General features: G+C 55.9%; 15 protein-coding genes and 1 pseudogene. 12 read left to right on the forward strand and 4 right to left on the reverse strand.

What is annotated here, in order from left to right; translation table 11 throughout:
* Positions 1 to 12: 12 nt before the first annotated feature.
* From D3H35_RS04280 to gyrA, 10 genes are all read left to right on the forward strand, one after another.
* Entirely contained in the window at positions 13 to 2,718 is a 2,706-nt protein-coding gene (locus D3H35_RS04280; protein WP_119147906.1) for an S-layer homology domain-containing protein, read from the forward strand.
* Positions 2,719 to 3,477: 759 nt separating this feature from the next.
* Positions 3,478 to 4,221: an endonuclease III gene (gene nth, locus D3H35_RS04290; protein WP_119148096.1), complete on the forward strand. Its 744-nt coding sequence runs from the start codon at positions 3,478 to 3,480 to the stop codon at positions 4,219 to 4,221.
* A complete protein-coding gene (locus D3H35_RS04295) occupies positions 4,218 to 7,979 on the forward strand; it encodes a dynamin family protein (RefSeq protein WP_119147908.1) in 3,762 nt (1,253 codons plus the stop codon). The genes nth and D3H35_RS04295 overlap by 4 nt, the downstream gene beginning before the upstream one ends.
* Positions 7,980 to 8,276: 297 nt before the next feature.
* Positions 8,277 to 10,079: an ABC transporter ATP-binding protein gene (locus tag D3H35_RS04300; protein WP_119147909.1), complete on the forward strand. Its 1,803-nt coding sequence runs from the start codon at positions 8,277 to 8,279 to the stop codon at positions 10,077 to 10,079.
* Positions 10,076 to 11,878 carry an ABC transporter ATP-binding protein gene (locus tag D3H35_RS04305; RefSeq protein ID WP_119147910.1) on the forward strand — a complete coding sequence of 601 codons (1,803 nt, stop codon included), beginning with the start codon at positions 10,076 to 10,078 and terminating at the stop codon, positions 11,876 to 11,878. Before D3H35_RS04300 ends, D3H35_RS04305 begins: the two co-directional genes overlap by 4 nt.
* 133 nt (positions 11,879 to 12,011) lie before the next feature.
* Positions 12,012 to 12,833, forward strand: coding sequence for a GDSL-type esterase/lipase family protein (locus D3H35_RS04310; RefSeq protein ID WP_119147911.1), 822 nt, complete (start codon positions 12,012 to 12,014; stop codon positions 12,831 to 12,833).
* Between the two features lie 14 nt (positions 12,834 to 12,847).
* Positions 12,848 to 13,801 carry an ABC transporter ATP-binding protein gene (locus tag D3H35_RS04315; RefSeq protein ID WP_119147912.1) on the forward strand — a complete coding sequence of 318 codons (954 nt, stop codon included), beginning with the start codon at positions 12,848 to 12,850 and terminating at the stop codon, positions 13,799 to 13,801.
* Between the two features lies 1 nt (position 13,802).
* Positions 13,803 to 14,783 carry an ABC transporter permease gene (locus tag D3H35_RS04320; protein ID WP_119147913.1) on the forward strand — a complete coding sequence of 327 codons (981 nt, stop codon included), beginning with the start codon at positions 13,803 to 13,805 and terminating at the stop codon, positions 14,781 to 14,783.
* A gap of 1,909 nt (positions 14,784 to 16,692) precedes the next feature.
* Positions 16,693 to 18,666, forward strand: coding sequence for a DNA topoisomerase IV subunit B (gene parE, locus D3H35_RS04330; RefSeq protein WP_119147915.1), 1,974 nt, complete (start codon positions 16,693 to 16,695; stop codon positions 18,664 to 18,666).
* Between the two features lie 64 nt (positions 18,667 to 18,730).
* The gene (gene gyrA, locus D3H35_RS04335) at positions 18,731 to 21,208 is read left to right on the forward strand and encodes a DNA gyrase subunit A (protein ID WP_119147916.1); all 2,478 of its coding nucleotides are present in this window, start codon (positions 18,731 to 18,733) and stop codon (positions 21,206 to 21,208) included.
* A gap of 31 nt (positions 21,209 to 21,239) precedes the next feature.
* Here gyrA and D3H35_RS31245 read toward each other — a convergent pair whose 3' ends face one another.
* Positions 21,240 to 21,416 carry a hypothetical protein gene (locus D3H35_RS31245; RefSeq protein ID WP_199728461.1) on the reverse strand — a complete coding sequence of 59 codons (177 nt, stop codon included), beginning with the start codon at positions 21,414 to 21,416 and terminating at the stop codon, positions 21,240 to 21,242.
* Positions 21,417 to 21,615: 199 nt separating this feature from the next.
* Between D3H35_RS31245 and D3H35_RS04345 the strand changes: the two genes are divergently transcribed.
* Positions 21,616 to 22,110 carry a MarR family winged helix-turn-helix transcriptional regulator gene (locus D3H35_RS04345; RefSeq protein WP_119147918.1) on the forward strand — a complete coding sequence of 165 codons (495 nt, stop codon included), beginning with the start codon at positions 21,616 to 21,618 and terminating at the stop codon, positions 22,108 to 22,110.
* Between the two features lie 382 nt (positions 22,111 to 22,492).
* Here the strand turns inward: D3H35_RS04345 and D3H35_RS04350 are convergent.
* A pseudogene (locus D3H35_RS04350) lies at positions 22,493 to 23,511 on the reverse strand (CapA family protein).
* A gap of 31 nt (positions 23,512 to 23,542) precedes the next feature.
* Between D3H35_RS04350 and D3H35_RS04355 the strand changes: the two are divergent.
* On the forward strand, positions 23,543 to 23,818 hold the full coding sequence (locus D3H35_RS04355) for a hypothetical protein (RefSeq protein WP_147355737.1): 276 nt from the start codon (positions 23,543 to 23,545) through the stop codon (positions 23,816 to 23,818).
* Here the strand turns inward: D3H35_RS04355 and D3H35_RS04360 are convergent.
* Together D3H35_RS04360 and D3H35_RS04365 are read right to left on the reverse strand one after the other, a co-directional pair.
* Entirely contained in the window at positions 23,815 to 24,684 is an 870-nt protein-coding gene (locus D3H35_RS04360) for a class I SAM-dependent methyltransferase (RefSeq protein WP_119147921.1), read from the reverse strand. The genes D3H35_RS04355 and D3H35_RS04360 overlap by 4 nt on opposite strands.
* Before the next feature lie 24 nt (positions 24,685 to 24,708).
* Positions 24,709 to 25,449, reverse strand: coding sequence for a response regulator transcription factor (locus D3H35_RS04365; protein ID WP_119147922.1), 741 nt, complete (start codon positions 25,447 to 25,449; stop codon positions 24,709 to 24,711).
* Between the last annotated feature and the right edge of the window lie 44 nt (positions 25,450 to 25,493).

Raw genomic sequence — 25,493 nt, forward strand, 5'->3', positions numbered from 1 at the left:
GACTGGTAGGCAATGAATAAGGAAACGTCACGATTGAAGCAAGGCATGATCGGTCTTACGGCCGCTGCGCTTATTACGACGGGTGTTCTCGGCACGGGAGCTTCCTCCTTTGCGGCATCGAATCCGTTCAGCGACGTAGCAGCCGGACATTGGGCGGAGAAGCACATTACGAAGCTGGCGCTGCAAGGTATCGTCCTTGGGAGCAACGGCAAGTTCCGACCAAGCGACAAAGTAACCCGCCAGGAAGCGATTATTATCGCGTTGAAGTTCATGGGACTGGCCGATCAGGTAGACGACAGCGGCGTCTTGGCGTTTCCAAGCAGTCTCGTCATCAAGGACGATTACAAGAAATTTTTGAAGGCGGCTTTCCTGAACAAGCTTCTTATTCCCGAAGAGGAAATCGCTTTGGCTGAATCGGAAAAAGGCAAGAAATGGGGATACGAGCCGGCTTCCCGCGAATGGTTGACCCGCTTGCTCGTGAGAGCTATAGGCAAGCAAGAAGAGGCGGCTTCCAATACGGGCAGCACAGCCTTTGCAGACGATTCCTCGATTGACGACGCGCTTCGCGGCTATGTCAAAGTGGCTGTGTCCGAAGGGCTGGTCAGCGGGATGACGGCGACGACGTTCGAGCCGAAAACCGCGGTTAATCGCGCCATGATCGCAAGGCTGTTCAGCTTGGCCGAAGCGAAAACGAAGGTTGCGTATTCCGGTCAAGCGTCGGGAACGATTATCGATGTGTCGGATACGAGCATCACGGTGCTTCACGATGACGGCACGATCAATGAGCGCGTATTGACGCCGGACACGGTTTTTTATCGCTTCGATTCCGATAAGCCGATAACGATAGCCGATTTGAAGCTGTTCGGAAAAGCGAGCTTGATCAGTGACGGCGACGGAGCGATCGGTTATGTGGAGCAAACGGACGATACGCCGCAGGTTAAGTCGTACGACGGAACGCTGACTTTGAAAAATACGACAACCGGGAAGCTTACTCTTCTCATTGGCGAAGAATATAAGCCTTTTACCTACGATCTTTTGCATCCTCCTGTCATTAAGGATTTCACCGGCAAGACGATTTCGGCGGCCGATCTTCCGGTCAATGTGGACGTTTCGGTTCAAGTGGATACGATTCGCGCGGAAGGGAAAGTTTTGACGGTAACCGTCAAACAAGCCGTCGAGAACAAATCCGGCAGCGGAACGGTTGTCGCATGGGATCCTGCGGCGCTGTCGCTGGAAGTGAAGGACGCCGTATCCGGCGTAACGGAGAAGCTGAAAGTTTCCACGCAAGCGACGTACGTCAGAGGCGACGTGCCGGTCAAAGCCGACAATTTGAAGGTCGGCGACGCCATCTCCTACGACGTGAAGCTTGGCGCAGTCTCAAGCGTCCAAATCGCCCAAGCTGCGGTTACGTCCGTAACGGGCAAATTCGTATCGCTCAACAAGTCGGAGAAGATCATTACGTATAACGACGGCAAAGGGCTCGCTTCCAAGTACGTGATTGACTACCCTTCGGTCAAAATCGACGGAATGACAGACGCAACGGTGGAAGATTTGCAAAAAGACGATCAAGTGACGCTGTCGTTGAACGACGCCGACAAGGTGACGCAAATCGCTGTGAACGATCGGTCGGTTATCGTCACTTCCGCTACGGTCGCCGGTTATATCGCCGATACGAGAACGCTGTCGCTCATCGATGCCGCAGGCAAAACGCGCAATCTCATATTGCCGAGCAACGTCCGTTACGATATGAACGGGACGAGCTTGACGGAAGCAAGTGCGCTGGCGCTAGTCGGCGTCAAAGGCAAAAAAATCGTAGTCGCCTACAGCGGCGAAAATGTCGTCTATGTGTCGATCGTCGCCAAATACAACGGAACGGTCGTCGAGAACAATACTTCTTCCCGCACTCTTAAAATCAGTCTGACTGGAACGACGAATCAAACGGTCACCGTTCCTTACAGCTACCCGGCTGTCGAATGGTTCGGCACGAACGCCAAAACGTACGCAGACGTTAAAGTCGGCGACGTGGTGTCGGTTCTGCTGAACGGCAACCAGGATCAGGCTTCTATCATTCAAATGCAAAAGACGGTTCAGTTGGAGATCGTCTCGGTAGACGCTATTAATAACAAAATCCGGACGAAACGCGCGGACGGCGTTCTCGACGATTGGTACATTGCTACGTCCATCGGCTTGCAGGACGAGAGCGGTAACGCCGCCTCGCTTGGCGCCTTTACGGCGGGAGCCGTCGCGAACGTTACGTTCGTCGGCAATACGCCGGTCAAATTCAAGCAGGTAAGCGTCCAATACGGCACCATCAAATCGGTTAATACAGCCGCTTCGACGGTCGAGCTGACGCTTCCGAACGGGTCGACGGTTACGAAATCGGTCGGCGCTTCGCCGCTGATTACAATTAACGGCGCCACCTCCTCGACGCTAAGCAGCGTCCAGGCGAACGACCGGGTCGAAATTCGCAAGGACGAGAGCGAGCGTACCGTCATTCAAGTCGTTCCGGCTCTATCCAAGGTAGTGTGGACCGTCGAGCTCTCCACGCGCACGCTGAACGTCAAACGTGCCAATTTGACCGAGAACTACTCGTTCCCGGTTCCGGCGCAAGCCTACATTCATCAAGGCGCCACGACGCTGACATTGAGCGATTTGAAGCCGGACGACACGATCAAGCTGTACATCCTCCGCGGCGTTGTCGTCGAAGTGTCCAAATAGGATTCGTCTTAATGGGGGTCGCCTTCGGGCGGCCTCTTTATGTTGCGCGGCGCGGTTGGTCGGAACACGCTCGCATGGCACGAATAGCCCTACGCAGAAAGGCTAAATGGTTGGAACACGCTCACATGGTACGAATAGCCCTACGCACAAAGGCTAATTGGTCGGAACACGCTCAGGTGGTACGAATAGCCCTGCACAGAAAGGCTAATTGGTCGGAACACGCTCGCTTGGCACGAATAGCCCTACGCACAAAGGCTAATTGGTTCGAACACGCTCGCATGGCACGAATAGCCCTACGCAGAAAGGCTAAATGGTCGGAACACGCTCGCATGGCACGAATAGCCCTACGCAGAAAGGCTAATTGGTCGGAACTCGCTCGCATGGCACGAATAGCCCTACGCAGAAAGGCTAAATGGTTGGAACACGCTCACATGGTACGAATAGCCCTACGCAGAAAGGCTAATTGGTTCGAACACGCTCAGGTGGTACGAATAGCCCTGCGCAGAAAGGCTAATTGGTTCGAACACGCTCGCATGGCACGAATAGCCCTACGTAGAATGGCTAATTGGTCGGAACACACTCACATGGTACGAATAGCCCTGCACAGAAAGGCTAATTGGTCTTGGTCTTATTTGCCTCCGAATGGTTTCGGAGTTGCCCATTTGCGGTTGGGGCCGATTGCCGGAGGATGACCTATTGCCGAAAGACAGGCAATTCCGGTACACTTGGAATGACTTTTACGTTGTGGGGAGTATGCTTATGAACGCCAAAACGATGCGTCACACGCTCGATATTATTGCCGAAATGTTTCCCGACGCGCATTGCGAGCTGAATCATCGCAATCCGTTCGAGCTGACCATAGCGGTATTGTTAAGCGCGCAATGCACGGATGTGTTAGTGAACAAGGTAACGGCGGACTTATTCGAAAAATATCGAAGTCCGGAAGATTACTTGCGCGTTCCGCTCGAAGAGCTGGAGAACGATATTCGCCGAATCGGTTTGTTCCGGAATAAAGCCGCGAACATCCAGAAGCTTTGCCGGATATTGATAGAAAAGTACGACGGAGAAGTGCCGCGCGAGCACGAAGCGCTGACCGGTCTGCCCGGAGTCGGACGCAAGACGGCGAATGTCGTCGTCTCCAATGCGTTCGGAGTGCCTGCGATCGCCGTCGATACGCACGTGGAGCGGGTGTCGAAGAGGCTCGGGGCCGCGAAGCCGGACGATTCCGTCCTTGAGGTGGAGAAGAAGCTGATGAAGCTCGTTCCCCGCGAGGAGTGGACGCTTACTCATCACCGCCTTATTTTTTTCGGGCGATATCATTGCAAGGCGCAAAATCCCCAATGCGAGGTATGTCCGTTAATGGAGCATTGCAAAGAGGGAAAGGCACGCATGAAGGCGGCGCTTCGCGCGCCGACCCAGCCGAAATCGAGGTCGTCTTCGGCAACGAAGAAGGCTGCGGTCAATGCGGATAATAAAAAGAACAAAAGGAGCGTTTCGTCTTGAGCAGTCGTCTTACGGATCGCGGAACGGAGGGGCTCTCCTTGCCGGGAACAGCCGCTGCCGATCCGCTCGTTGCAAAATATAGATTAGCTTTGGAAGAGATGGCGAGACATACGGAGGAAATGGGCGATGCCGTGCAGGCGGAAAAATTCGCCGAGCTCGTCGCCAAGCTGGCCAAGGAACGGCTGACTTGCGCATTTTGCGGCCATTTTTCGGCAGGGAAGTCGACGCTCGTCAACGCGCTATGCGGCGCGGAGCTGCTGCCGTCCTCGCCGATTCCGACGAGCGCGAACGTCGTTACGATCGCAAGCGGCGAACCGTCCGCCCGCATGGTTTTCCGCGACAAGGACGGGCATGTGTCCGAGCCGGAGACGTTCCCCGTCGATCGGCTGCACGGCTTTGCCGTCGATGGAGAAGGAGTCGCTTCTATTGAAGTGACCTATCCGATTCCGCTGCTTGGCGATCACGTGGCAATCGTCGATACGCCAGGCGTCGATTCCACCGACGGAGCTCATCGCGCGGCGACGGAATCCGCGCTGCATTTGGCCGATGTCGTTTTTTACGTGACGGATTACAACCATGTGCTGTCCGAGGTGAATTTCCGGTTTTTGCGCAGCTTGGCGAAGTGGGGAAAGCCGACCTACGTTATTGTCAATCAAGTGGACAAACACCGAGAGGAAGAAGTGTCGTTCGCCGCTTTCCGCGCGGGATTGAACGACGCCATGGAGCAGTGGCGAATCGAGCCGGCCGGCATTCTGTTCTTGTCGCTGCGAGAGAAAGATCATCCGTTGTCGCAATGGCGGGAGCTTACGGGGCTGTTCGCCCGATTGGCTCCTTATCGGACGGAGCTTGCGGTCGCTAGCGCGGAGCGGTCCGCTCGTTACTTGAGCGACCAATTTCGGGAGACGCTGCATAACCGCCGCCATTCGGAGCGTGAAAAGCTGCAGCTTGTTCTCGGAGCTGAAGGAGCGGAGCTCGTGGCAGCGCGCAAGTCAGAGCTGACGGCAAAGCTTGCTGCTGTGAAATCCGCCTCAGATCTTAGACGCGAAGCGTTGAAGCGGGAGCTGGACCGGCTGCTTGGCAATGCAAGCTTGACTCCCGCGGAGACGCGCGATAAGGTTCGGGACGTGCTCGAGGGCATGCAGCCCGGCTTCAAGATCGGCTGGATTGGCAGCGCCGCCAAGACGCAAGCGGAACGGGAACGCCGCTTGAGCGTGCTGACCGCCGATTTGAACCGCCAAATATCGGCTAACGTCAACGGTCACGTGCGCACGCTGCTTCGGCAAACGGCGAAGGAAGCCGGTTTGAATGGGACGGATGAAGCGAACATGGAAGCGTCGCTCGAAGCCGCATTTCCCGAGCTGACGGACGAATGGATCAGACAGAGAATCAAGCCGGGCGCAGGAGCGGACGGACAGGCGACGCTAACGTTTTCCTCTGAGCTGAGCTCCGACATCAAGGCGATGTACCGCAAGCAATCGATGGAATGGAACGATCGCTTGGAGGAGAGCCGCAAGCCGGAACGCGAGGCGGCCGAGCGCGAGCTGCTTCAACAGCTTAAGGAGCTTGAGCCTCAATCGGCGGCGGCAGCCGAGCTTGCCGCCATGTCGGATGAAGAGCGCGAGGAGCAGCGGAAGCTGCTCTTGCGGCTTCCGGTGCTCGACGAAGCCGTCGTTTCGAAGCTGGCGGAGCTTCCTTCGCCTCAGCCGCTGAACGCGGAAGCTCTCGCGAAGATTGCAGGCGAGAACGAGCGCGGGGCTGCGGCACTTAGTTGGTCCGACGCGGCCGGCTCGCGCCGGATGGATGAGGGGCTGGAGGAAGCCGCAGAGATTGCGGCGGACGGGACGACGGAGCGGCAACCGGACGAGGCGCTCGGGGTGCCGAACGGAGCGGCTGAGCGCCTCGGGAAAGCGGCGGAGCTGCTCTCCCGCATTCCGGCGCTCGCCCGGACGGCGGAAGGCTTGGCCGCGAAGGCGGAGAGGCTTCGCCGGAGCCGGTTCACGATTGCGCTGTTCGGCGCGTTCAGCGCAGGCAAGTCGTCTTTCGCCAATGCGTTGGTCGGAGCGCCGGCGCTTCCCGTGTCGCCTAATCCGACGACGGCGACGATCAATCGGATTTTGGCGCCGGAAGAAGGCAAGCCTCACGGGACTGCGCTCGTAACGATGAAGGCGATGGAAGCGATGCTGGAAGATATTCGGCATTCACTTGGGCGTCTCGGCATTGCCCGGGATGCGGTGGAAGCCGCCGGCAACGATGCGTCTGCGCTGTTCGCGCTTGCCGCGAAAATGTCACCGGACGAGGTTCACCCGCGCGGCAGACCTCATCTCGCTTTTCTCCGGGCGGCTTCGAATGGCTGGCCGAAATTCTCGGAGCTGCTGGATACGAAGTTTTTGGCCGATCACGCCGATTATCGCCGATATGCGGCAGAGGAAGAGACGTCGTGCTTTGTCGCCGAAATCGATCTGTTCGTCGATTCCCCGCTTACCCGGAGCGGAGCGGTTCTCGTCGATACGCCGGGCGCCGATTCCATCAATGCGCGGCATACCGGAGTGTCCTTCGAATATATCAAGAACGCCGATGCCGTCTTGTTCGTTACCTATTACAACCATGCTTTCACGGAGGCGGACCGGCAATTTCTCAATCAGCTCGGCAGCGTGAAGGACGTTTTCGAGCTCGATAAAATGTTTTTCGTCATTAACGCCGCGGACCTCGCTTCGTCGGAGACGGAGCTGAAGGCGGTCGAGGAGCACGTCGCAACCCAGTTGTTGAAGCACGGCATCCGGAAGCCGCGTCTGTTCCCGGTATCCAGCTTGCACGGTCTGAAAGCGAAGCTGGCCAGAGACGCCGGAACGCTGGAATCGTCGGGCTTAACGGCTTTCGAACGGGAATTCCGCCATTTTGCGGCCTCCGAGCTGGGTGGTCTTGCCTTGAATGCCGCCAACAAGGAGCTCGAACGGGCCGGCTTGCTGCTCGAAGGCTTCGCGCGTTCCGCCGAGGAAGACGGCGTGTCCCGCGCCGCCAAAGCGGATCGGTTGCTTGCAAAAGCGCGCGCGTGGAGGGAGGAAGGCTCTTCCTCCGCCATTCCGGAGACGGCGGTTCAGCCGCTCGTTCAAGAAATAGGGGAGCAGTTGTACCATTTGAGACAAAGGGTTTACTACCGATTTAACGAGCACTTCCAATCCGCCTTTCATCCGTCGGCGCTGCAGGACGACGGCCGCGATTTGAAGGCGATGCTAACCGCTTGCGGCGATGATTTGACTCGGTCGCTCGGCGAAGACTTCCAGCAGGAGCTTCGCTCTTCGGGGCTAAGGCTCGAAATAACGGTGCAAAAGCTGCTCGAAGAGCGAATCGCGCTGGGCGCGGCGGCTCTTGCGGAGGAAGGCTTCGTCCCCGAGCAGCCCGATCGCGGACCGTTAACCTTGCCGATCGGCGATCCGTTCGCCGATCGCCCCGTATCGGACGGCCGCAAGCTGTGGAGCGCATTCCGTTCTCCCAAGCATTTTTTCGAGAAGGATGGAAAAAAAGCGATGCGGGAAGAGCTGGAGTCGATCTATTTTCAAGCTGCGGACGACTATTTGGCAAAGCTGAAAAACGAGTGGAACGACTCGGCGATAGATGGATACCGCTCTTCGCTGAAGGAAGCCTCGGAACGTCTTGCGGCCGAGCTGTCGGCCTTCGCCCAAAGCCTCGGCGAATCCATGAGCAAGCCGGGCGAAGAAGCCATTCTGTCGGACGTTCGCGCCGCATGGAATAACCTTTAAAACGGGAAATCCGTACCATCGCGCAAAATGCGATATTCGTTCATAATCGGCTCCTTTCCATCGTCTAAGCGATGAGAAGGGGCCTTTTCTTTTGTTCATATCGTTATTCTTCGCTATTCGTTAAGAGTAGGGGATGTTGGGTACGATGCCGGACTATTAAGGAGATATAGGAAGGAATTCCCGTTCTCCCGACACCATCGCCCGGTTGAGTGGCCTGTAGAAGGCGTTAAGACGATTGCCGTATTTGTGACAATTCGGTTAAAATGCCGTGGAATGCACCGAGGGGGAGGCCTAATTTTGGACATTTTTCGCAATTTGAAAGCGTATTTTTGGCAGGATAAAGGGTTTATGTTCGGCTCGGTGTTCGGATTGGCCGTCGCGACGGCGCTTGGTATGGTCTACCCGCTTCTGCTTCGAACGCTTATCGATGACATGATCGTGCCGGGCAAGTTCGACGGTGTTCTCGGTTTGGCGCTGCTGGCGGTCGGAATTATCGTCGTCAAAGCCGCTTTCCAATTTTTGCACGGCTTCAGCGGGGGCAGGCTGGGCAATCGGCTCGCCTATCGACTTCGAAACGCCTGCTATTCCAAGCTTCAGGAATTGTCCTTCTCATTCTACGATACGGCGAGGACGGGAGATTTGATGTCGCGGCTGACGGCGGACATCGAAGGGATTCGAAATTTTATCGGCTTCGGTCTCGCTCAATTGATGAACACCGTATTCCTCGTCATTTTCGGCTTCTCCATGATGTTCGCCATCGATTGGCAGCTGGCGCTTATGACCTTCGTTATGATTCCGATTCTAGGCTTCGTGGCTATCCGGTTCGAGCAGCAGATCCATCCCGTTTTCCGTGCGATCCGCAGCTCGGTCGGCAAGCTGACCGTTAGCGTGCAAGAGAACATAATGGGGGTTCGGACGGTGAAATCGTTCGCGCGCGAGCCGTTCGAGGTAAAGAAGTTTTCGGTCAACAACGACGAGTACAAACGTTATAACGTCGAAATATCGGGCGTGTGGGCGAGATTTTTTCCGCTTATGGAGTTCATCGCCAATTTCAGCGTGGCGATTCTCATTCTTGTCGGCGGCTGGCGCGTCATCGAAGCTTCGTTGACGCTGGGCGAGCTGGTCGCCTTGAACGGCATGCTCGGACTTATCGTAGCTCCGCTGTGGACGCTGGGATTCCAAATTAACAACTACACCCAATCCAAAGCGTCCGGGGAACGGCTTCTCGAGCTGCTGAATCAGCCGATATCGGTGCGCGATGATTCGCATAGCATGCCGCTGGACGAAAATGCCGTAACCGGACATCTTAAATTCAACGATGTCCGGTTCCGTTACGCGAACCGGGAGGACCATCCTTCCGCGCTCGTCGGCTTCAATCTCGACGCTCCCGCCGGATCGGTCATCGGTCTGCTCGGAGGAACGGGGGCCGGCAAGTCTAGCGCGGTAAGCCTTCTATTTCGCGCATACGACGTAACGGAAGGAGCCATTACGCTTGACGGCATCGACATCCGGCATATCGAGCTGGAAAGCTTGCGGAGCCGGACGGCTATCGTCTTCCAGGAGTCGTTTCTGTTCTCGACGACGATTCAAGAAAATATTTCCTATGGCTGTCCCGGCGCAACGATGGACGAAATCGTGGAAGCAGCGCGTCTCGCTCAGGCGGACGGGTTCATCCGAGAGCTTCCGCTAGGCTACGATACAGTCGTCGGAGAGCGGGGCATGGGGCTGTCCGGCGGACAGAAGCAGCGGATCGCCATCGCAAGGGCGCTGCTCCGCAAGCCGAAGGTGCTCATTCTGGACGACGCGACGAGCGCGCTGGATATGGAGACCGAGCAAGAGATCCAAAAAGCGCTGCTTACCGTCATGAAAGGTCGGACGACCTTTATTATCGCCCATCGGATATCGTCACTGCGCCACGCCGACGAAATCGTCGTGCTCGACCGGGGAAGAGTCGCCCAGAGGGGCAATCATGAGAAGCTGCTTCGTCAGCCGGGCTTGTACAGAGAGACGTTCCGCATCCAGTTCGCCGACCGTCCGGAGGAACTGGACAGCTCACCTGTTGCTTCTGGCGGCGAGAACGATAGGAGAGTGACGGGATGAGCCGCAAATTCGTATATCAAGACGACGAGTTGATCGAAAAGCCGTTTAACTGGAAGCAGGTCGGCAGACTGTTCTCGTTCTTCCGTCCTTACCGCGCTGGCGTCGCCAAGGTCGTGTTCGTCATGACGGTATTCGGCATGCTGTCCCGATTGGCTATTCCGTTCTTGATGAGCAAAGCCATCGACGGCGCAATCAGTCCCGGAGACGGGCAAAAGGGCGACTTTACGCTGCTCGCCGCTCTGGTAGCGGCCATGCTCGTCTTGTACGGCTTGCGATGGTGGGCGCAGCATTATACGATCGCCCACACGAATCTCATCGGGCAGAAGGTCGTATTCGACCTCCGTACCGCGTTGTTCAAGCATATTCAATCGCTGTCGTTCCGATTCTTCGATAAGAGGCCGGCCGGCTCCGTGCTCGTTCGGGTAACGAACGACGTCAACTCCTTGCAGGACATGTTCTCCAACGGCGTCGTCAACACGGTCATCGACATTTTGCAATTGATCGGCATCTCGATTATTTTGCTTGTGCTGGAGCCGAAGCTCGGTCTTGCGGTCATGATAACGGTACCGCTCATGTTCATCGTATCGACTTCGCTCCGAAAGCGGATCCGGTTCGCCTGGCAAGTCGTTCGGATTAAGCAATCGCGAATCAATTCGCACTTGAACGAATCGATTCAGGGGATGCGCGTCACGCAATCTTTCGTGCAGGAAAAGGAAAACAAGCAGTTTTTCGAGAGCATGAACCATGGCAACATCCGTTCGTGGAACACCGCTTCCGCGCTTAACCAGCTGTTCGGGCCCGTGATCGAGGTAACTTCGGCTGTCGGGACGTTGATCTTGCTGGCCTACGGTACTTACTTGATTCAATCGGATGCCATGACGGTCGGCGTTCTGGTCGCGTTCATTACTTACGTCGGCAGCTTCTGGGAGCCGATCAACCGGCTTGGCATGATGTATTCGCAGCTGCTGATCGCCATGTCGTCCTCGGAGCGCATTTTCGAATATTTGGACGAGAAGTCCGCCGTTCCGGAAAAACCGGATGCCATAGCGATGCCTCCGATACGAGGAGCCGTTCGATTCGAAGGAGTTACGTTCGGCTACGAAACGGACCGACCGGCGCTCAAAGGAATCGATTTGGACATCCAACCGGGCATGTCGGTCGCGTTGGTCGGACATACGGGCTCGGGCAAGAGTACGATCGTCAATCTGTTATGCCGATTCTACGATACCGTGGAAGGCAAAGTCCTTCTGGACGGAATCGATGTGCGGGACGTGACCATCGAAAGCTTGCGCTCCCAGGTCGGCATTGTGCTGCAGGATACGTTCATCTTCTCGGGCACGATTCGCGACAATATCCGTTACGGACGTCCGTCCGCGTCGGATGCGGAGGTCGAGGCCGCCGCCCGGTCGGTTCTTGCGCATGATTTTATTACCCATCTTCCGGATGGCTACGACACGCAAGTAGAGGAGAGGGGGAGCGCTTTGTCCGTCGGGCAGAGACAGCTGATTTCCTTCGCGCGCGCGCTGTTGGCGAATCCCCGGGTGCTCATTCTCGACGAAGCTACCGCAAGCATAGACACCGAGACCGAAATGCGCATTCAGGAAGCGCTCGGCACGCTGCTCGAAGGGCGCACCTCCTTCATCGTTGCTCATCGGCTGTCCACGATCCGGCATGCGGATAGGATCGTCGTTCTCGATCACGGCGTTATCGTCGAGCAGGGCAACCACGAAGAGCTCATGCAGCGTCCCGGCCACTACCGCAATTTGGTCGATGCGCAATATCGCGTTCTTTCCGCATAATTGCAAGAGTAAGGACGTCTTCCGGCCGGGCCGGAGGGCGTCTTTTTTTCGCGCCGCCAAGCGTTAATTTGAAAAATGTCGGTAGAACCGTTATCGTGGAGAAAAGCGGTAATTCGGGAGGAGGGGCGGCGAATTGAGATCGAACGTATGGCTGTGGCGCATATTGGGGCTAACGACGCTTGTTTGTACGATCGCGCTGGTCGGCGGCTTCGGATGGGCTCTCAAGGACAACTGGTTTCCGTCGTCCGGCTTGTTGATATCCGATACGGGACAAGCCGAATCGCCAACGGCAACGGGCGGAGCGTGGACGGACAAGAAGGAATTGATCGTCACGGCGCTCGGCGATTCGCTGACGGTCGGGACCGGGGACGTTAACGGCGAAGGGTACGTCCGCGATGTAACGGACGGATTGTCGAAGGCGTTGGACAAGCCGGTGCGGTTGCTCAACAATATGGCGGTCGGCGGTTTAAGGGCCGACGAATTGGCAGAGCTGTTGGACGAGAAAGGATACCGGAACGGAGTCGGTCAAGCGGATATCGTACTGCTCACGATCGGCGGCAACGACATGTTCCAGATCGCGGGCAGCGGAGGCTCCGTAGCGGAAGGCAGCGATTTATCTCCGGAGCTGCTTCAGCAGCGTCTGCCCGAAGCCGAACGGCGGCTTGCGTCCGTGTTCAAGAAGCTGCGAGCTATAAATCCGAACGCGCGAATCGTCTATATTGGGCTGTATAATCCTTTTTACGATTTGCCGGCTATGAGACCGGCCAGCGATATTATTTTGGATTGGAATGCGGTTGCGCACAAGCTCGCAGAGGCGGACGGCAACGCGACGGTTGTGCCGACATACGATTTGTTCGAGACTCGCATTACCGATTATTTGTCTTCGGATCATTTTCATCCCAACACGTTCGGATACGCCAGAATCGCGCAGCGCGTCGTGCAAGCGCTGCATTGAAGGAGGCTCGTCGCATGACCGTAGTGCTGTCGGTAGAAGGATTGAAAAAAAAGATTGGACGAAAAACGATCATTCGCAATGTCTCCTTCGACGTTCGCGCAGGCGAAATATTCGGCTTTCTTGGTCCGAACGGCTCGGGAAAAACGACGACGATCCGTATGCTCGTCGATCTGATCAAGCCGACCGAGGGTCGGATTCTCGTCTGCGGGGAAGACGTCAACCGCCATCCCGAAAGAGCGCTGAAGCATGTAGGCTGCATCGTCGAAAACCCGGAAATGTACGGCTATATGACAGGCTGGGAGAATCTCGAGCATTTTGCCGGGATGCAGGCGGGCATTACGCCGGAGCGGATCGGAGAGGTCGTCGGCATCGTCGGAATGGATAACCGGATTCACGACAAGGTGAAGACGTATTCCCTCGGCATGCGCCAGCGTCTGGGCATTGCCCAGGCATTGCTCAACAGACCTAAACTGCTCATCCTGGACGAGCCGACGAACGGGCTGGATCCGAAAGGGATCAAGGAGCTGCGGGAATTCATCCGGATGCTTGCGGAGAGCGGGATGAGCCTGTTTATTTCCAGCCATTTGCTCAGCGAGATTCAACTGATGTGCGACCGCGTCGCCATTATCGCCCACGGCGAGGTTCTGGCGGTCGGAGAAGTCGACGAGCTCGTATCGCAAGCGGGGACGTATACGGTTTGGCAGCTCGACAAGCCTGACGAAGGGCGGCGATTGTTCGGAGCGGCGTCCAGCGAGCCGATTCTCGTGCCCGACTCCGAGCATCGCATCGACGAAGCGCTCCTGTCGTCCATTCGCGATCCGATCGTCACAACGATGGATGAGGAGAGCATTCCGTCCTGGGTCGAGACGTTCGTGAGCGCCGGCATCGGTGTATTGTCGGTGCAGCGGGTCGCGCCGACGCTGGAGGAGCTGTTCCTGACGCTTACGGAAGGGGAGGACATCGACTGATATGCTAGCGCTCATAAGGAACGAAACGATCAAGGTGTGGAAAAAGAAACGGTTTGCCGTCATCGTACTTATTTTGTGCGTGCTCATTCCCGTCTTCGTCTATGCCCAAATAAAGATCGCCGAGAATAACCGGGAGAAATTCAACGAGGACTGGCGAACGCAGCTGCAGAACCGGATTACCGACAATACGAGAGCGCTCGGCAGCGACCGGATTCCCGAAGAGTGGAAAAAATGGCGCAGAGCTCTCGTTCAACAGCTGCAATACTATTTGGATCATGACATTAACCCCGAGACGCCTAACGGAGTCACGTTTACGAAAAATTTCATGGACAACGCCGTGACGCTCTTTATTCCTCTTATGGTGCTTGCGATCGCATCAGATCTCGTCTCCTCGGAGCGGTCGACCGGAACGATCAAGATGCTGCTGACGCGTCCGGTCAGGCGATGGCGGATTCTCTTCTCGAAGCTGGCGGCTTTGACGTTGTACGTATCGCTCGTCGTCGCCACTACCTACGTGCTCGCGTATTTGATATCGGGACTCGCATTCGGCTTCGCCGGGTGGGGCGAACCCGTCTTCGTAGGGTTTCGGGTGAACGGAGGAGACGTCGATACGTCGGGCGTTCACGCGATTACTCAGGCCGCCTATTTGCTCATGCAAGCGGGGCTTGTCTGGTTCTCTTCGATGGTCGTCGCGATCATTGCGCTCATGGTGTCCGTGCTCGTGCGAAGCACGGCGGCTAGCTTCGTCACGATGATGGCGACGATTATCGCCGGTACGATATTGGCGAACATGGCCTCCTCGTGGCAAAGCGCGAAATATTTGTTCAACGTAAACATGGAATTGACCACGTATTTGCGCGGAACGCCTCCTCCCGTCGAAGGGATGACGCTGGGTTTTTCGCTGATTGTGCTGGCAATTTGGGCGGCTGCCGCATTGACTACCGCATTCGCCGTCTTTACGAAGCAAGATATATTGAATTAGCAGTCCTCGAAAATGGGGCAGGTCACGCTGCGATTGAGCATCATCGAAAAATAGTAATGCAGGAACGAGTTTTGCACCACTTTTCACGATGGCCTGGCGGCCACCGCCATGAATGAAAATGAACTTGGCCTGTGAGCCTGCGTGTTCCATACTGGAACTGCAGGTCACAGGCCGATACTTTTTTGGTAGGACAATCACTCTGAGTCTCAAACTGGCTGAATGTACGGTACCTGTCCCACTGATGCGCGCTTGACCGCACTTCTCGCCGAAAGTACGGTACCTCGTCCCACTGATGCGCGCTTGACCGCACTTTTCGCCGAAAGTATGGTACCCCGTCCCACTGATGAGCGCTCGACCGCAATTCCCGCCGAAAGTATGGTACCTCGTCCCACTGATGCGCGCTTGACCGCACTTTTCGCCGAAAGTATAGTACCTCGTCCCACTGATGAGCGCTTGACCGCACTTCCCGCCGAAAGTATGGTACCTCGTCCCACTGAAGCGCGCTTGACCGCACTTTTCGCCGAAAGTATAGTACCTCGTCCCACTGATGAGCGCTTGACCGCACTTCCCGCCGAAAGTATGGTACCTCGTCCCACTGAAGCGCGCTTGACCGCACTTTTCGCCGAAAGTATGGTACCTCGTCCCACTGATGCGCGCTTGACCGCACTTCCCGCTGAAAGTAAGGTACCTCATCCCACTGTTGCGCGCTTGACCGCACTTCTCGCCGAGAGTATGGTACCTCGTCCCACTGATGCGCGCTTGACCGCACTTTTCGCCGAAAGTAAGGTACCTCATCCCACTGATGCGCGCTTGACCGCACTTTTCGCCGAAAGTATAGTACCTCGTCCCACTGATGCGCGCTTGACCGCACTTCCCGCCGAAAGTAAGGTACCTCATCCCACTGATGCGCGCTTGACCGCACTTTTCGCCGAAAGTATAGTACCTCGTCCCACTGATGCGCGCTTGACCGCACTTCCCGCCGAAAGTAGGGTACCTCGTCCCACTGATGCACGCTCGACCGCACTTTTCGCCGAAAGTATGGTACCTCGTCCCACTGATGCGCGCTCAACCGCACTTTTCGCCGAAAGTACGGTACCTCGTCCCACTGATGCACGCTCGACCGCACTTCCCGCCGAAAGTACGGTACCTCATCCCACTGATGCGCGCTTGACCGCACTTTTCGCCGAAAGTAAGGTACCTCGTCCCACTGATGCGCGCTCGCCCGCACTTTTCGCCGAATGTAAGGTACCTCGTTCCACTGATGCGCGCTTGACCGCACTTCCCGCCGAAAGTATGGTACCTCGTCCCACTGATGCACGCTCGACCGCACTTCCCGCCGAAAGTATACATTTCATCCCCGCTGGAGGAAATCCGCTAGTGCTGTGGGCATTGCAAGGCAAGCTTTATCCGGAGAACGTAATCGTCCTGGGAAGCGTCTAAGCGGCTGAGGGAGCCGGCAAAGGATTTGGGACAAAGTTCCTGATTCATTGATGAGGTATGTTTTAATCCTTATTTTTTTGTCATTAAAACCAAGTAAACGACTTGATTAACAATTATTTCGCAGCTTCCTAAACCTTATGGTCGGGGGGCTGTTTCTATATAATAAGAAAATGATTTTAGGCGAAACGGGGGAGCAATCCGTCCGTTGAAAAATGGATGCCGGAACATGAATTCGAACGAAACTGCACGGACCTTCCGCGAATAAAGGCAGAGTATGTTTGCGCTTATGTCCAGCCATCCTGTGAGTGAGCAATCTTTGTTGAATAGGGATGAATATCTATGAACATCGAGTTTCCGCACATAAAATAGTTTGAACACCTTTGGACAAGAATTACCTTTTGAATTAGAATGAACAAATGACAAGCCTTTGCAGAAGGCTCTTATAGAGAGAACGTAAGGAGGTCCATTCGTGACCGATCAACTAGACCTGTTCGCGAAGAACGCGGTTCGGGGAGAAACGGAATACGGCGCGGACGATATCCAGGTGCTCGAAGGATTGACAGCGGTACGGAAGCGTCCGGGCATGTACATCGGAAGTACGACGGCATCGGGCCTTCATCATCTGGTATGGGAAATCGTAGACAACGCGGTCGACGAGCATTTGGCCAAGTACTGCTCCAAAATCGACGTTACCGTCCATTCCGACAATTCGATCACCGTATTCGACAACGGCCGGGGCATTCCGACGGGCATGCACAAAACCGGAATACCGACCCCGCAGGTCGTGTACACGATCCTGCACGCAGGCGGCAAATTTGGCGGCGGGGGCTACAAAAAGTCCGGAGGACTGCATGGCGTAGGGGCTTCCGTAACGAACGCCTTGTCCGAATGGCTGGAGGTTGAAATCTACCGCGAGGGCAAAATACATAAAATGCGGTTCGAGACGTGGACGGACGCGGACGGCAAAGAGCATGTCGGCGAGCCGGTCGGCGGCTTGCAGGTGACGGGCAACACGAACCGGACCGGCACGAAGGTGACGTTCAAGCCGGATCGCAAAGTTTTCCACGGCCACGTGAGCTTGAACTACGATACGCTGTCCGAGCGGCTTCAGGAGATCGCTTTCCTGAATTCGGGACTGAAGGTTACGCTGACCGACAAGCGCAGCGGCAAAGATGACGTCTTTCATTATGAAGGCGGAGCTCGCCAGTTCGTTCAGTTTCTGAACGAAGAGAAGACGGTGCTGCACGATGTCATTCATTTCTCCGCGGAGCGGGACGACATCGAGGTAGAGGTTGCCTTGCAATACAACGACGGCTATACGGAGACGCTTGCATCGTTCGTTAACGCCATTCCGACGCGGGGCGGCGGTACGCACGAGACCGGCTTCAAGACGGCGTATACCCGGATTATGAACGAATACGCGCGCAAGACGGGCCAGCTCAAGGAGAAGGAAAAGAATCTCGAGGGCAACGATCTGCGGGAAGGCATGATGGCCGTCATCAACATCAAGATGTCGGACGTCGAATTCGTCGGTCAGACGAAGGATCAACTAGGCAGCGCATCGGCGCGCGGCGTCGTCGACGCCATCGTCGCGGAGAAGATGGCCGTCTTTCTCGAGGAGAATCCGCAAGTGGCCGGCATGCTGCTGAAGAAGTCGATCCAGGCGTCGAAAGCTCGCGAAGCGGCGCGCAAGGCGCGCGAGGAAATTCGCAGCGGCAAGAAGCGCAGCGAGAGCGCGAGTCTGGGCGGCAAGCTGTCTCCCGCGCAGTCCAAGGACGCTTCCCGCAACGAGCTGTTCATTGTCGAAGGCGATTCGGCTGGCGGCTCGGCGAAGCAAGGGCGCGATTCGAAGCATCAGGCCATCCTCCCGTTGAAGGGGAAGCCGATGAATCCCGAGAAGTCCAAGCTGCTGGATATATTGAAGAACGACGAGTACAAGGCGATTATTGCCGCTATCGGAGCCGGGATCGGCTCGGAGTTTGACGTCGAGGAATGCAATTATTCGAAGATCGTCATCATGACCGATGCCGACACTGACGGAGCGCACATTCAGGTGCTGCTTTTGACGTTCTTTTATCGTTATATGAAGCCGCTTATCGACGCGGGACGGGTATTTATCGCCCAGCCTCCGCTCTATAAGATTACCCGCAAGTCCGGCAAGCTGGAGACCGTGCGGTATGCGTGGACGGACGATCAGTTGAACAATTACCTCAAGGAAATCGGCAAAGGCGCCGAACTGCAACGATACAAAGGGCTCGGAGAGATGAATCCGGACCAGCTGTGGGAGACGACGATGAACCCGGAGACGCGCACTTTTTTGCAGGTGCAGATCGAAGATGCGGCCAAGGCGGAGCGCCGGGTGTCGACGCTTATGGGAGACAAGGTCGATCCGCGCAAGCGCTGGATTATCGAGAACGTCGATTTCACCGAGTACGCGGAGTGAAATTAGCGGTACCTTCGGCTCCGCTCCGAAACAGATTCAGCCGAAAGAGTGAACGGGGGATAAAATGAGTCTTCTAGAACAGTTCTTGCCGGCGTTCCTCGAAGAAGTTGTCGGGGACCGCTTCGGACGCTATTCCAAATATATTATTCAAGACAGGGCGATACCCGATGTTAGGGATGGCCTGAAGCCGGTGCAACGCCGAATCTTGTACGCGATGTACGATTCGGGCAATACACCGGACAAACCGTATCGCAAATCGGCCAAGACGGTCGGCGACGTAATGGGGAATTATCATCCGCATGGCGATTCGTCGATTTATGACGGCATGGTGAGGATGGCGCAGCCTTGGAAGCTCGCGCATATGCTTATCGACGGCCACGGCAACTGGGGATCGATGGACGACGATCCTCCGGCGGCGATGCGTTATACGGAGGCGCGCTTATCGACGATTGCAATGGAAATGCTGCGCGATATCGAGAAAAGAACCGTTCAGTTCAAGGACAACTTCGATAACTCGACCAAGGAACCCGTCGTTCTGCCTTCGCGTTATCCGAACCTGCTTGTGAACGGGGTCAGCGGCATTTCGGCAGGCTTTGCGACGGAAATTCCGACGCATAACCTGCGCGAAATTATCGATGCGTGCATTGCCGTTATGAACAAGCCGGATATTACGGTAGCGGAGCTCATGACGATTGTCAAAGGGCCGGATTTGCCGACCGGCGGCATCATTATGGGCGAGGAAGGAATCCGTGAAGCTTATGAGACGGGAAAAGGACGTATGTACGTTCGTTCGAAGACCGCGATTGAGGATCTTCGCGGCGGCAAGCAGCAAATCGTCGTAACCGAAATCCCTTATCAGATCGTCAAGTCGAAGCTGGTTAACGCCATCGATAACCTGCGCATCGAGAAAAAGGTCGAGGGCATCGCCGAGGTGCGCGACGAAAGCGGCCGCAACGGCTTGCGAATCGTCATCGAGCTGAAGAAGGATGCCGATCCGCACGGAATACTCGCTTACTTGCTGAAGAAGACCGATCTGCAAATTACTTATAGTTTCAATATGGTCGCTATCGTCAACAAAGCGCCGCGCCAGCTAGGCATCAAGCCCATTCTGGAAGCGTACGTCGAGCATCAGAAGGAAGTCGTCACGCACCGGACCCAATATGATTTGGAGAAGGCGGAAGACCGCGCCCACGTGCTCGAAGGGCTCGTCAAAGCGCTGAATCTGCTGGATGCCGTCATCGAGACGATCAAAGCATCCAAAAACCGTCAAGATGCGCAAAACAATCTCGTCGCCAAGTTCGGCTTCTCCGAGCGGCAAGCCGATTCGATTTTGACGTTGCAGCTGTACCGATTGACCAATCTCGAAATTACGTCGCTCGAAAAAGAACATGCCGATACGCTCAAGAAAATTGCGCAGCTTCGCTCCATTTTGGACAGTCCGCGCAAGCTGCTCGGCGTCATCAAGGACGAGTTGACCGAAATTCGCGACAAATACGGCATCGATCGCCGTTCCGTCATTCAGGGCGAAGTGGAAGAAATTAAAGTCAACCTGGAAGTAACTGTACCGGCCGAGGATGTGCTCGTCACGCTGAGCCGGGAAGGCTATGTGAAACGGACGAGCTTGCTCTCGTTCACTCGTTCGGGCGGCGAGCTTGGCAGCGCCGGGGTGAAGGAAGGCGACGTTATCCGCTGGAGCCTCGGGGTAAGCACGCTTGATCCGCTCTTGCTGTTCACGCAGAAGGGGTCCTATTTTCTGCTTCCGGTCCATCAGATTCCGGAGTTCAAGTGGAAGGATACCGGAACGGCTGTCGTCAATTTGCTGCCGCTCGCGAAGGACGACCGGATCGTAGGCATTATTCCCGTCAAGCCGGCCGAGTTTGCCGCAGCTCCATCCGCCGGTGAAGACGCAGCCGGTCCAGCTCTCGTATTCGTGACGAAGCGCGGCCAAGTGAAGCGCACGCTTCTTACGGATTACGCAACGACGCGAAGCATGGCCATAGCCGCTTGCAAAGTCGCGGAGGGCGATGAAATTATTAAAGTGTTCCGCAGCAGCGATTCGTCGGAAGATTTGATGCTTGTAACCGAGCAAGGAATGAGCATCAAGTTCGGCTTAGGCGAGGTAAGCCTGCAAGGGCGAGTCGCTGGCGGTGTCCGCGGCATCGCGCTTAAGGAGAACGACGCGATTGCGGATGCGATTCCGGTTGCCGGGGACGAAGGCGAGATTATGGTGCTGTCCGATTACGGCTATGCGAAACGGACGCTGCTTCTTGACTATCCCGTTCAAGGACGGGGAGGAAAAGGCATTCAGACGTTCGAATTCAAGGAAGGCAAGCGAGTTCGTCCGAACGGAACGAAGCTCGTCTCGGCGTTCCACGTTAAGGAGGCCGTCACCGTGCAAGCGATGACGGCCGGAGGAACGCTGACCGAATTCCATTCGGAATCCGCTCCGATCGAGGATCGAAGGGGACAAGGGAAAGCGGTCGCGGCCGCGGAACGGTCCGATCTGTTGGTCGAATCCTTCCTGAAGCCGTTGCAATCCTGATCGACGCTTCAGGGCGGATTGGAACGAATTCTTAGTCGAACGGCTCGTTCTGCGAATCCGACTGGTCGATCCAGCGGAGCAGCATATCCAAGACGACCCACAGGGGCACCGGCTCTTCGAGCCGTTCCAGCCACTGGGGGTCTTCTATTAAGCCGGCGTTGCGGGCCATCTGACCGATCATTTTGATGCGGCTGTCCAAAGAATTCATGAAGCTCGCCTCCTCGCGAAGCAGAGTTGTTCTGTCGCGTTTCACCATTTTTTTCGATAGTATATGTCGTAGGCAGTCGCCTTGTTCGTCCTTTTGCAGATTTATGTCGTAAATATTTAATTGCATTAAACTATCTTTCGACAGGGGCTCTGCGTATAATTAAAGTGAAGGCATCGTTCGGGATGAAAGGGGCGTACCTATGGAGCCGGCAGCGGATTTTGTGAAAAGCTGGATGAAGCTAACGAAGGATTGGAATGCGCTTCTCGAAGCGGAGCTGGCTCCGCAGCTGACGGCCGGTCAGCTCGAGGTGCTTGAGCTGCTGCTCGCGCACGAGCCGATGAAGCCGTCCGATTTGCTTCCCTATTTGGAGACGACTCCGGCGGCCATTACGACGCTTCTCGACCGGATGGAACGCGCGGGTCTGGTCGTGAGAAATCGGAACGAGGGCGATCGGCGCATCGTCTGGGTCACCATGACGGAGCTCGGCCGTTCGGAAGTGGAGAGAGGCGTCAAGGTTCGGACGGATGTGGCGAACCGATCGCTTGATCGGCTGTCCTCCCATAACCGTCAATTGCTCGTTTATTTGATCAGCAAAGTCGCGGGCACAAGAGATGCAGCTGCTGCCGCTGAACGTCAGGCGTCCGCCAAGCCCCAATCGGAGGACGAGACGGAAGTCGGAACGAACGCTTCTTGATGGGAGGCTGAGCTGCAGCTTTGGCACGATAATTGAAACGCTCTGCGGGACCACGGAATTGTCGGTCGCCTCAGAGCGTTTTTTGGTATCGTGTTGGCGGAGCAAGCTAAAGCGATGTTGTTGATTGATCCCGGTGTGGCTGTAAGATCTTCCCGGCAAACCTAACTGTATTTCATACAGGCAATTTGCACAGATAAGGGATAGCTTTGTAATTTCCCGCAAAATGTGCAGTTAACTAAGAAGGATTTCATTATGCCGGTCTTCTTTAGCTCGAATAACGGTACGCAATGCAGGTATTGTTCAACGCAGAGGAAGCGATCCTCCAATTAACGGCAGCTTTTGCAGCTAGTCGATTTCGTGTACATCGTCTATTCATGAAACGCTACTTTACCAAGCTTTGCAGATGTTTATTCAAGCTTTCGAGCTGTTTGGTCATGCGAGTGTAATCTTGAGCGGTTAGCTTCGGATTATTATGAGCTTTAATCGACTGTTCCATCGGCAGAATCGTATAATACTTCTTTTTGTTCACGCGCTGCATATGGACTTTGGTGGGAGTTAAGCTGATCGCGTCCCATTCCGTGCGGGACTCTCCGTTCGCATCGGTCGTCTTCGTTAGCTTGATGCCAAAAATAAGTCCGACGTCCTGCCACTCCTCGGACTGGTTGGATATGAAGTTGCCGAGCGAGTAAATGACGACGCCTCGATGCGGCTCTCCGTCCGCGCTGTCGGCTGCGGATACTTCAATGATGTCGTAAGGCTGAACGACATGAGGATGAGAGCCGAGCACGACATCGGCGCCTGCGGCGACGACATCATGTGCGATTGCGATTTGCTGTTCGTTCGGCATTCGCTGGTATTCCGTACCGAAATGAAGCGATACCGATACGGCGTCGGCTCCCGCTTCCCGCAGTCTGTGTATATGCTCCCGAATCGCAGGCAAGTCGATGAGGTCTACCGCGTATTTCTTATCCTCGGGCACCGGAATGCCGTTCGTCCCGTAGGTGCAAGCGAGCAGGCCAAGCTTGATGCCGTTTCTTTCTTCGATAACGAGGCGCTCGGCGTCTTCGGGAGACGAGGATGTGCCGAACGGCACCAAACCTGCCTGGCGCACGTTGCGGAGCGTACGGACGATGCCGGTGAAACCCCGATCCATCGAATGATTGTTGGCGGTAGATACGAGCTGCACCCCGCGCCTTTCAAGGCATCGGCCAATTCCGCCGGTGCATTGAACCTGGGAAAGCCTGTATACTTCAGGTCCGCGCCGGCCAGAGGCGTCTCCAGATTGGCGATTACCCAGTCGGCTTGCATGAAGATCGGGGCGACCCGCTCGAACCAGGGAGACATATCGTATGTGTTGCTCTTGGCATCATAATAAGCCGGAAGCTGGGGAGAATGGACCATAACGTCTCCGACAGCCAGCAGCGTCGCGGTATTGATTTCGGGAGGTCTGACGTCTTCAGGTTTGGAATCGTCCGAAGACGAGGCCGTCGGAGGAGCGGACACGGAGCCGGAAGGAGCGGGGGAAGCCGCTGGCTTCCCGGAGGGAGAAGAGGAAGGGGAGAGGGGGGATGAAGTCGCCGAACAAGCCGTCAACAGTCCCACGGACAAATACATAGCCAGCAAGTACGTCTTTCGCGGCCCCCTCATTCTCCCACCTCTTTCAACCGTCCGCTGCTTGCGGTCTTTTTCTAATTTGCGCATACGTTAACGATCGCTTTCCCAACGTCCATAGATGCCGCACGGCAGAGTTAGTCCGCTCTTCGTAATGGGCAGCCCGATTTCTCCGCAATCCGATTTGCCGCCGAACTTGCGGCCGATGGCCATATCCAGCAAGTTGTTCAGCACCGTAGGGGACAACCCGGTCGTGTACGAATTGACAAGTATGAAGAGCGGATTGTCCGATAAAATCTCGGTGCACGACTGCAGGAACGGGAACAGGTTTTCTTCCAGCTTCCACATTTCGCCGTTCGGGCCTCGTCCGTATGACGGAGGGTCCATGATGATGGCGTCGTATTTGCGTCCGCGCCGCTGTTCGCGTTGCACGAATTTGAATACATCGTCCGTAATGTAACGAACGGAAGCATCGGCAAGCCCCGACAGCTGGGCGTTCTCCTTGGCCCATTGAACCATCCCTTTGGAAGCGTCGACGTGGCAGACGTCCGCTCCGGCCGCGGCGGACGCGACCGTCGCTCCGCCTGTGTACGCGAACAAATTAAGGACGGAAATCGGACGGTTCGCGCTCCGAATTTTGTCCATCATCCAGCTCCAATTGACCGCTTGCTCGGGGAACAAGCCCGTATGCTTGAAGCTCGTCGGCTTAATGTGGAAACGGAGCGGTCCGTAGGAGATGCTCCACCGCTCAGGCAGCGTCTTCCGGAACGTCCATTGGCCGCCTCCAGAGGAGCTTCTGTGATAATGGCCGTCGGCCTGCTTCCAAGCGCCGGACTCGGATGCGATCGGCCAAATGATTTGGGGATCCGGACGCCGCAGGATGACGTCACCCCAGCGTTCCAGTTTTTCACCGTTGCCGGTATCGAGCAGTTCGTAATCTTTCCAATCGCGTGCCATTCTCATGAGGGGGCGTTCTTCCTTTTGTCGTCAGATAGGTAGCTTGTCGTCCGGCTGCGATAGCAGTCCGGGGCAAAAACGGTAGCCGAAGCCGCGAACGGTCTGAATCCATACGGGATTGGACGGATCCGCTTCGATTTTTTTGCGAAGATTGCTGATGTGCACCATCAGCGTGCGGGTATCTCCCATGCTGTCGGTGTTCCATACTTTGCGGTAGAGCTCTTCGAGAGAGAAGACTCGGTTCGGCTGGCGGCCAAGAACGACGAGCAGCTCGAACTCCTTGACGGACAGCGTGACGAGCTCGCCGTTCATTCTAACCTCGTGATTGCGAAAATCGATGTCCAGCCCTTCGAACGAAAGCGAGTCGGACGGCTCGTCGGCCAATCTCTCCCGCTGCCTTCTTCGGCGAATGTGAGCTTGAACCCGCGCGACCAATTGGCTCGGACTGAACGGCTTCGTGATGTAGTCGTCTCCGCCTTCGGACAAGCCGCGGATAATGTCGCAGTCCTCGCTTTTGCAACTGAGGAATAAAATCGGAACATCGGCGCAAGCGCTTGCGCGAAGCGATCGGCATACTTCGATGCCGTCCGGCTTCCCTAGCAATATGTCTAAAATAATCAAGTCGGGACGAAGCGAATCGGCCAATAGCAATGCTTCTTCGCCATTCGATGCCGTATGGACGACGAACCCCGATTTCTCTAAATAGAGGGTAATCAATTCGGTAATTTCGCGCTCGTCGTCAACGACAAGCACGGATCCGCTTTCACCCATTTGTCTCGATCCCCCAAACGACTGTTCTCCCAAGGTCATTACCT

This window comes from Cohnella faecalis (genome assembly GCF_003570905.1).
In the GTDB taxonomy this organism is placed as follows: Bacteria; Bacillota; Bacilli; order Paenibacillales; family Paenibacillaceae; genus Cohnella; species Cohnella faecalis.

Excerpts from the sequence above, each read along its gene's own strand:
- D3H35_RS04280 (WP_119147906.1), top strand. The coding sequence starts at position 13 with ATGAATAAGGAAACGTCACGATTGAAGCAAGGCATGATCGGTCTTACG.
- nth (WP_119148096.1), top strand. The coding sequence starts at position 3,478 with ATGAACGCCAAAACGATGCGTCACACGCTCGATATTATTGCCGAAATG.
- D3H35_RS04305 (WP_119147910.1), top strand. The coding sequence starts at position 10,076 with ATGAGCCGCAAATTCGTATATCAAGACGACGAGTTGATCGAAAAGCCG.
- D3H35_RS04315 (WP_119147912.1), top strand. The coding sequence starts at position 12,848 with ATGACCGTAGTGCTGTCGGTAGAAGGATTGAAAAAAAAGATTGGACGA.
- D3H35_RS04320 (WP_119147913.1), top strand. The coding sequence starts at position 13,803 with ATGCTAGCGCTCATAAGGAACGAAACGATCAAGGTGTGGAAAAAGAAA.
- gyrA (WP_119147916.1), top strand. The coding sequence starts at position 18,731 with ATGAGTCTTCTAGAACAGTTCTTGCCGGCGTTCCTCGAAGAAGTTGTC.
- D3H35_RS31245 (WP_199728461.1), bottom strand. The coding sequence starts at position 21,416 with ATGAATTCTTTGGACAGCCGCATCAAAATGATCGGTCAGATGGCCCGC.
- D3H35_RS04345 (WP_119147918.1), top strand. The coding sequence starts at position 21,616 with ATGGAGCCGGCAGCGGATTTTGTGAAAAGCTGGATGAAGCTAACGAAG.
- D3H35_RS04360 (WP_119147921.1), bottom strand. The coding sequence starts at position 24,684 with ATGAGAATGGCACGCGATTGGAAAGATTACGAACTGCTCGATACCGGC.
- D3H35_RS04365 (WP_119147922.1), bottom strand. The coding sequence starts at position 25,449 with ATGGGTGAAAGCGGATCCGTGCTTGTCGTTGACGACGAGCGCGAAATT.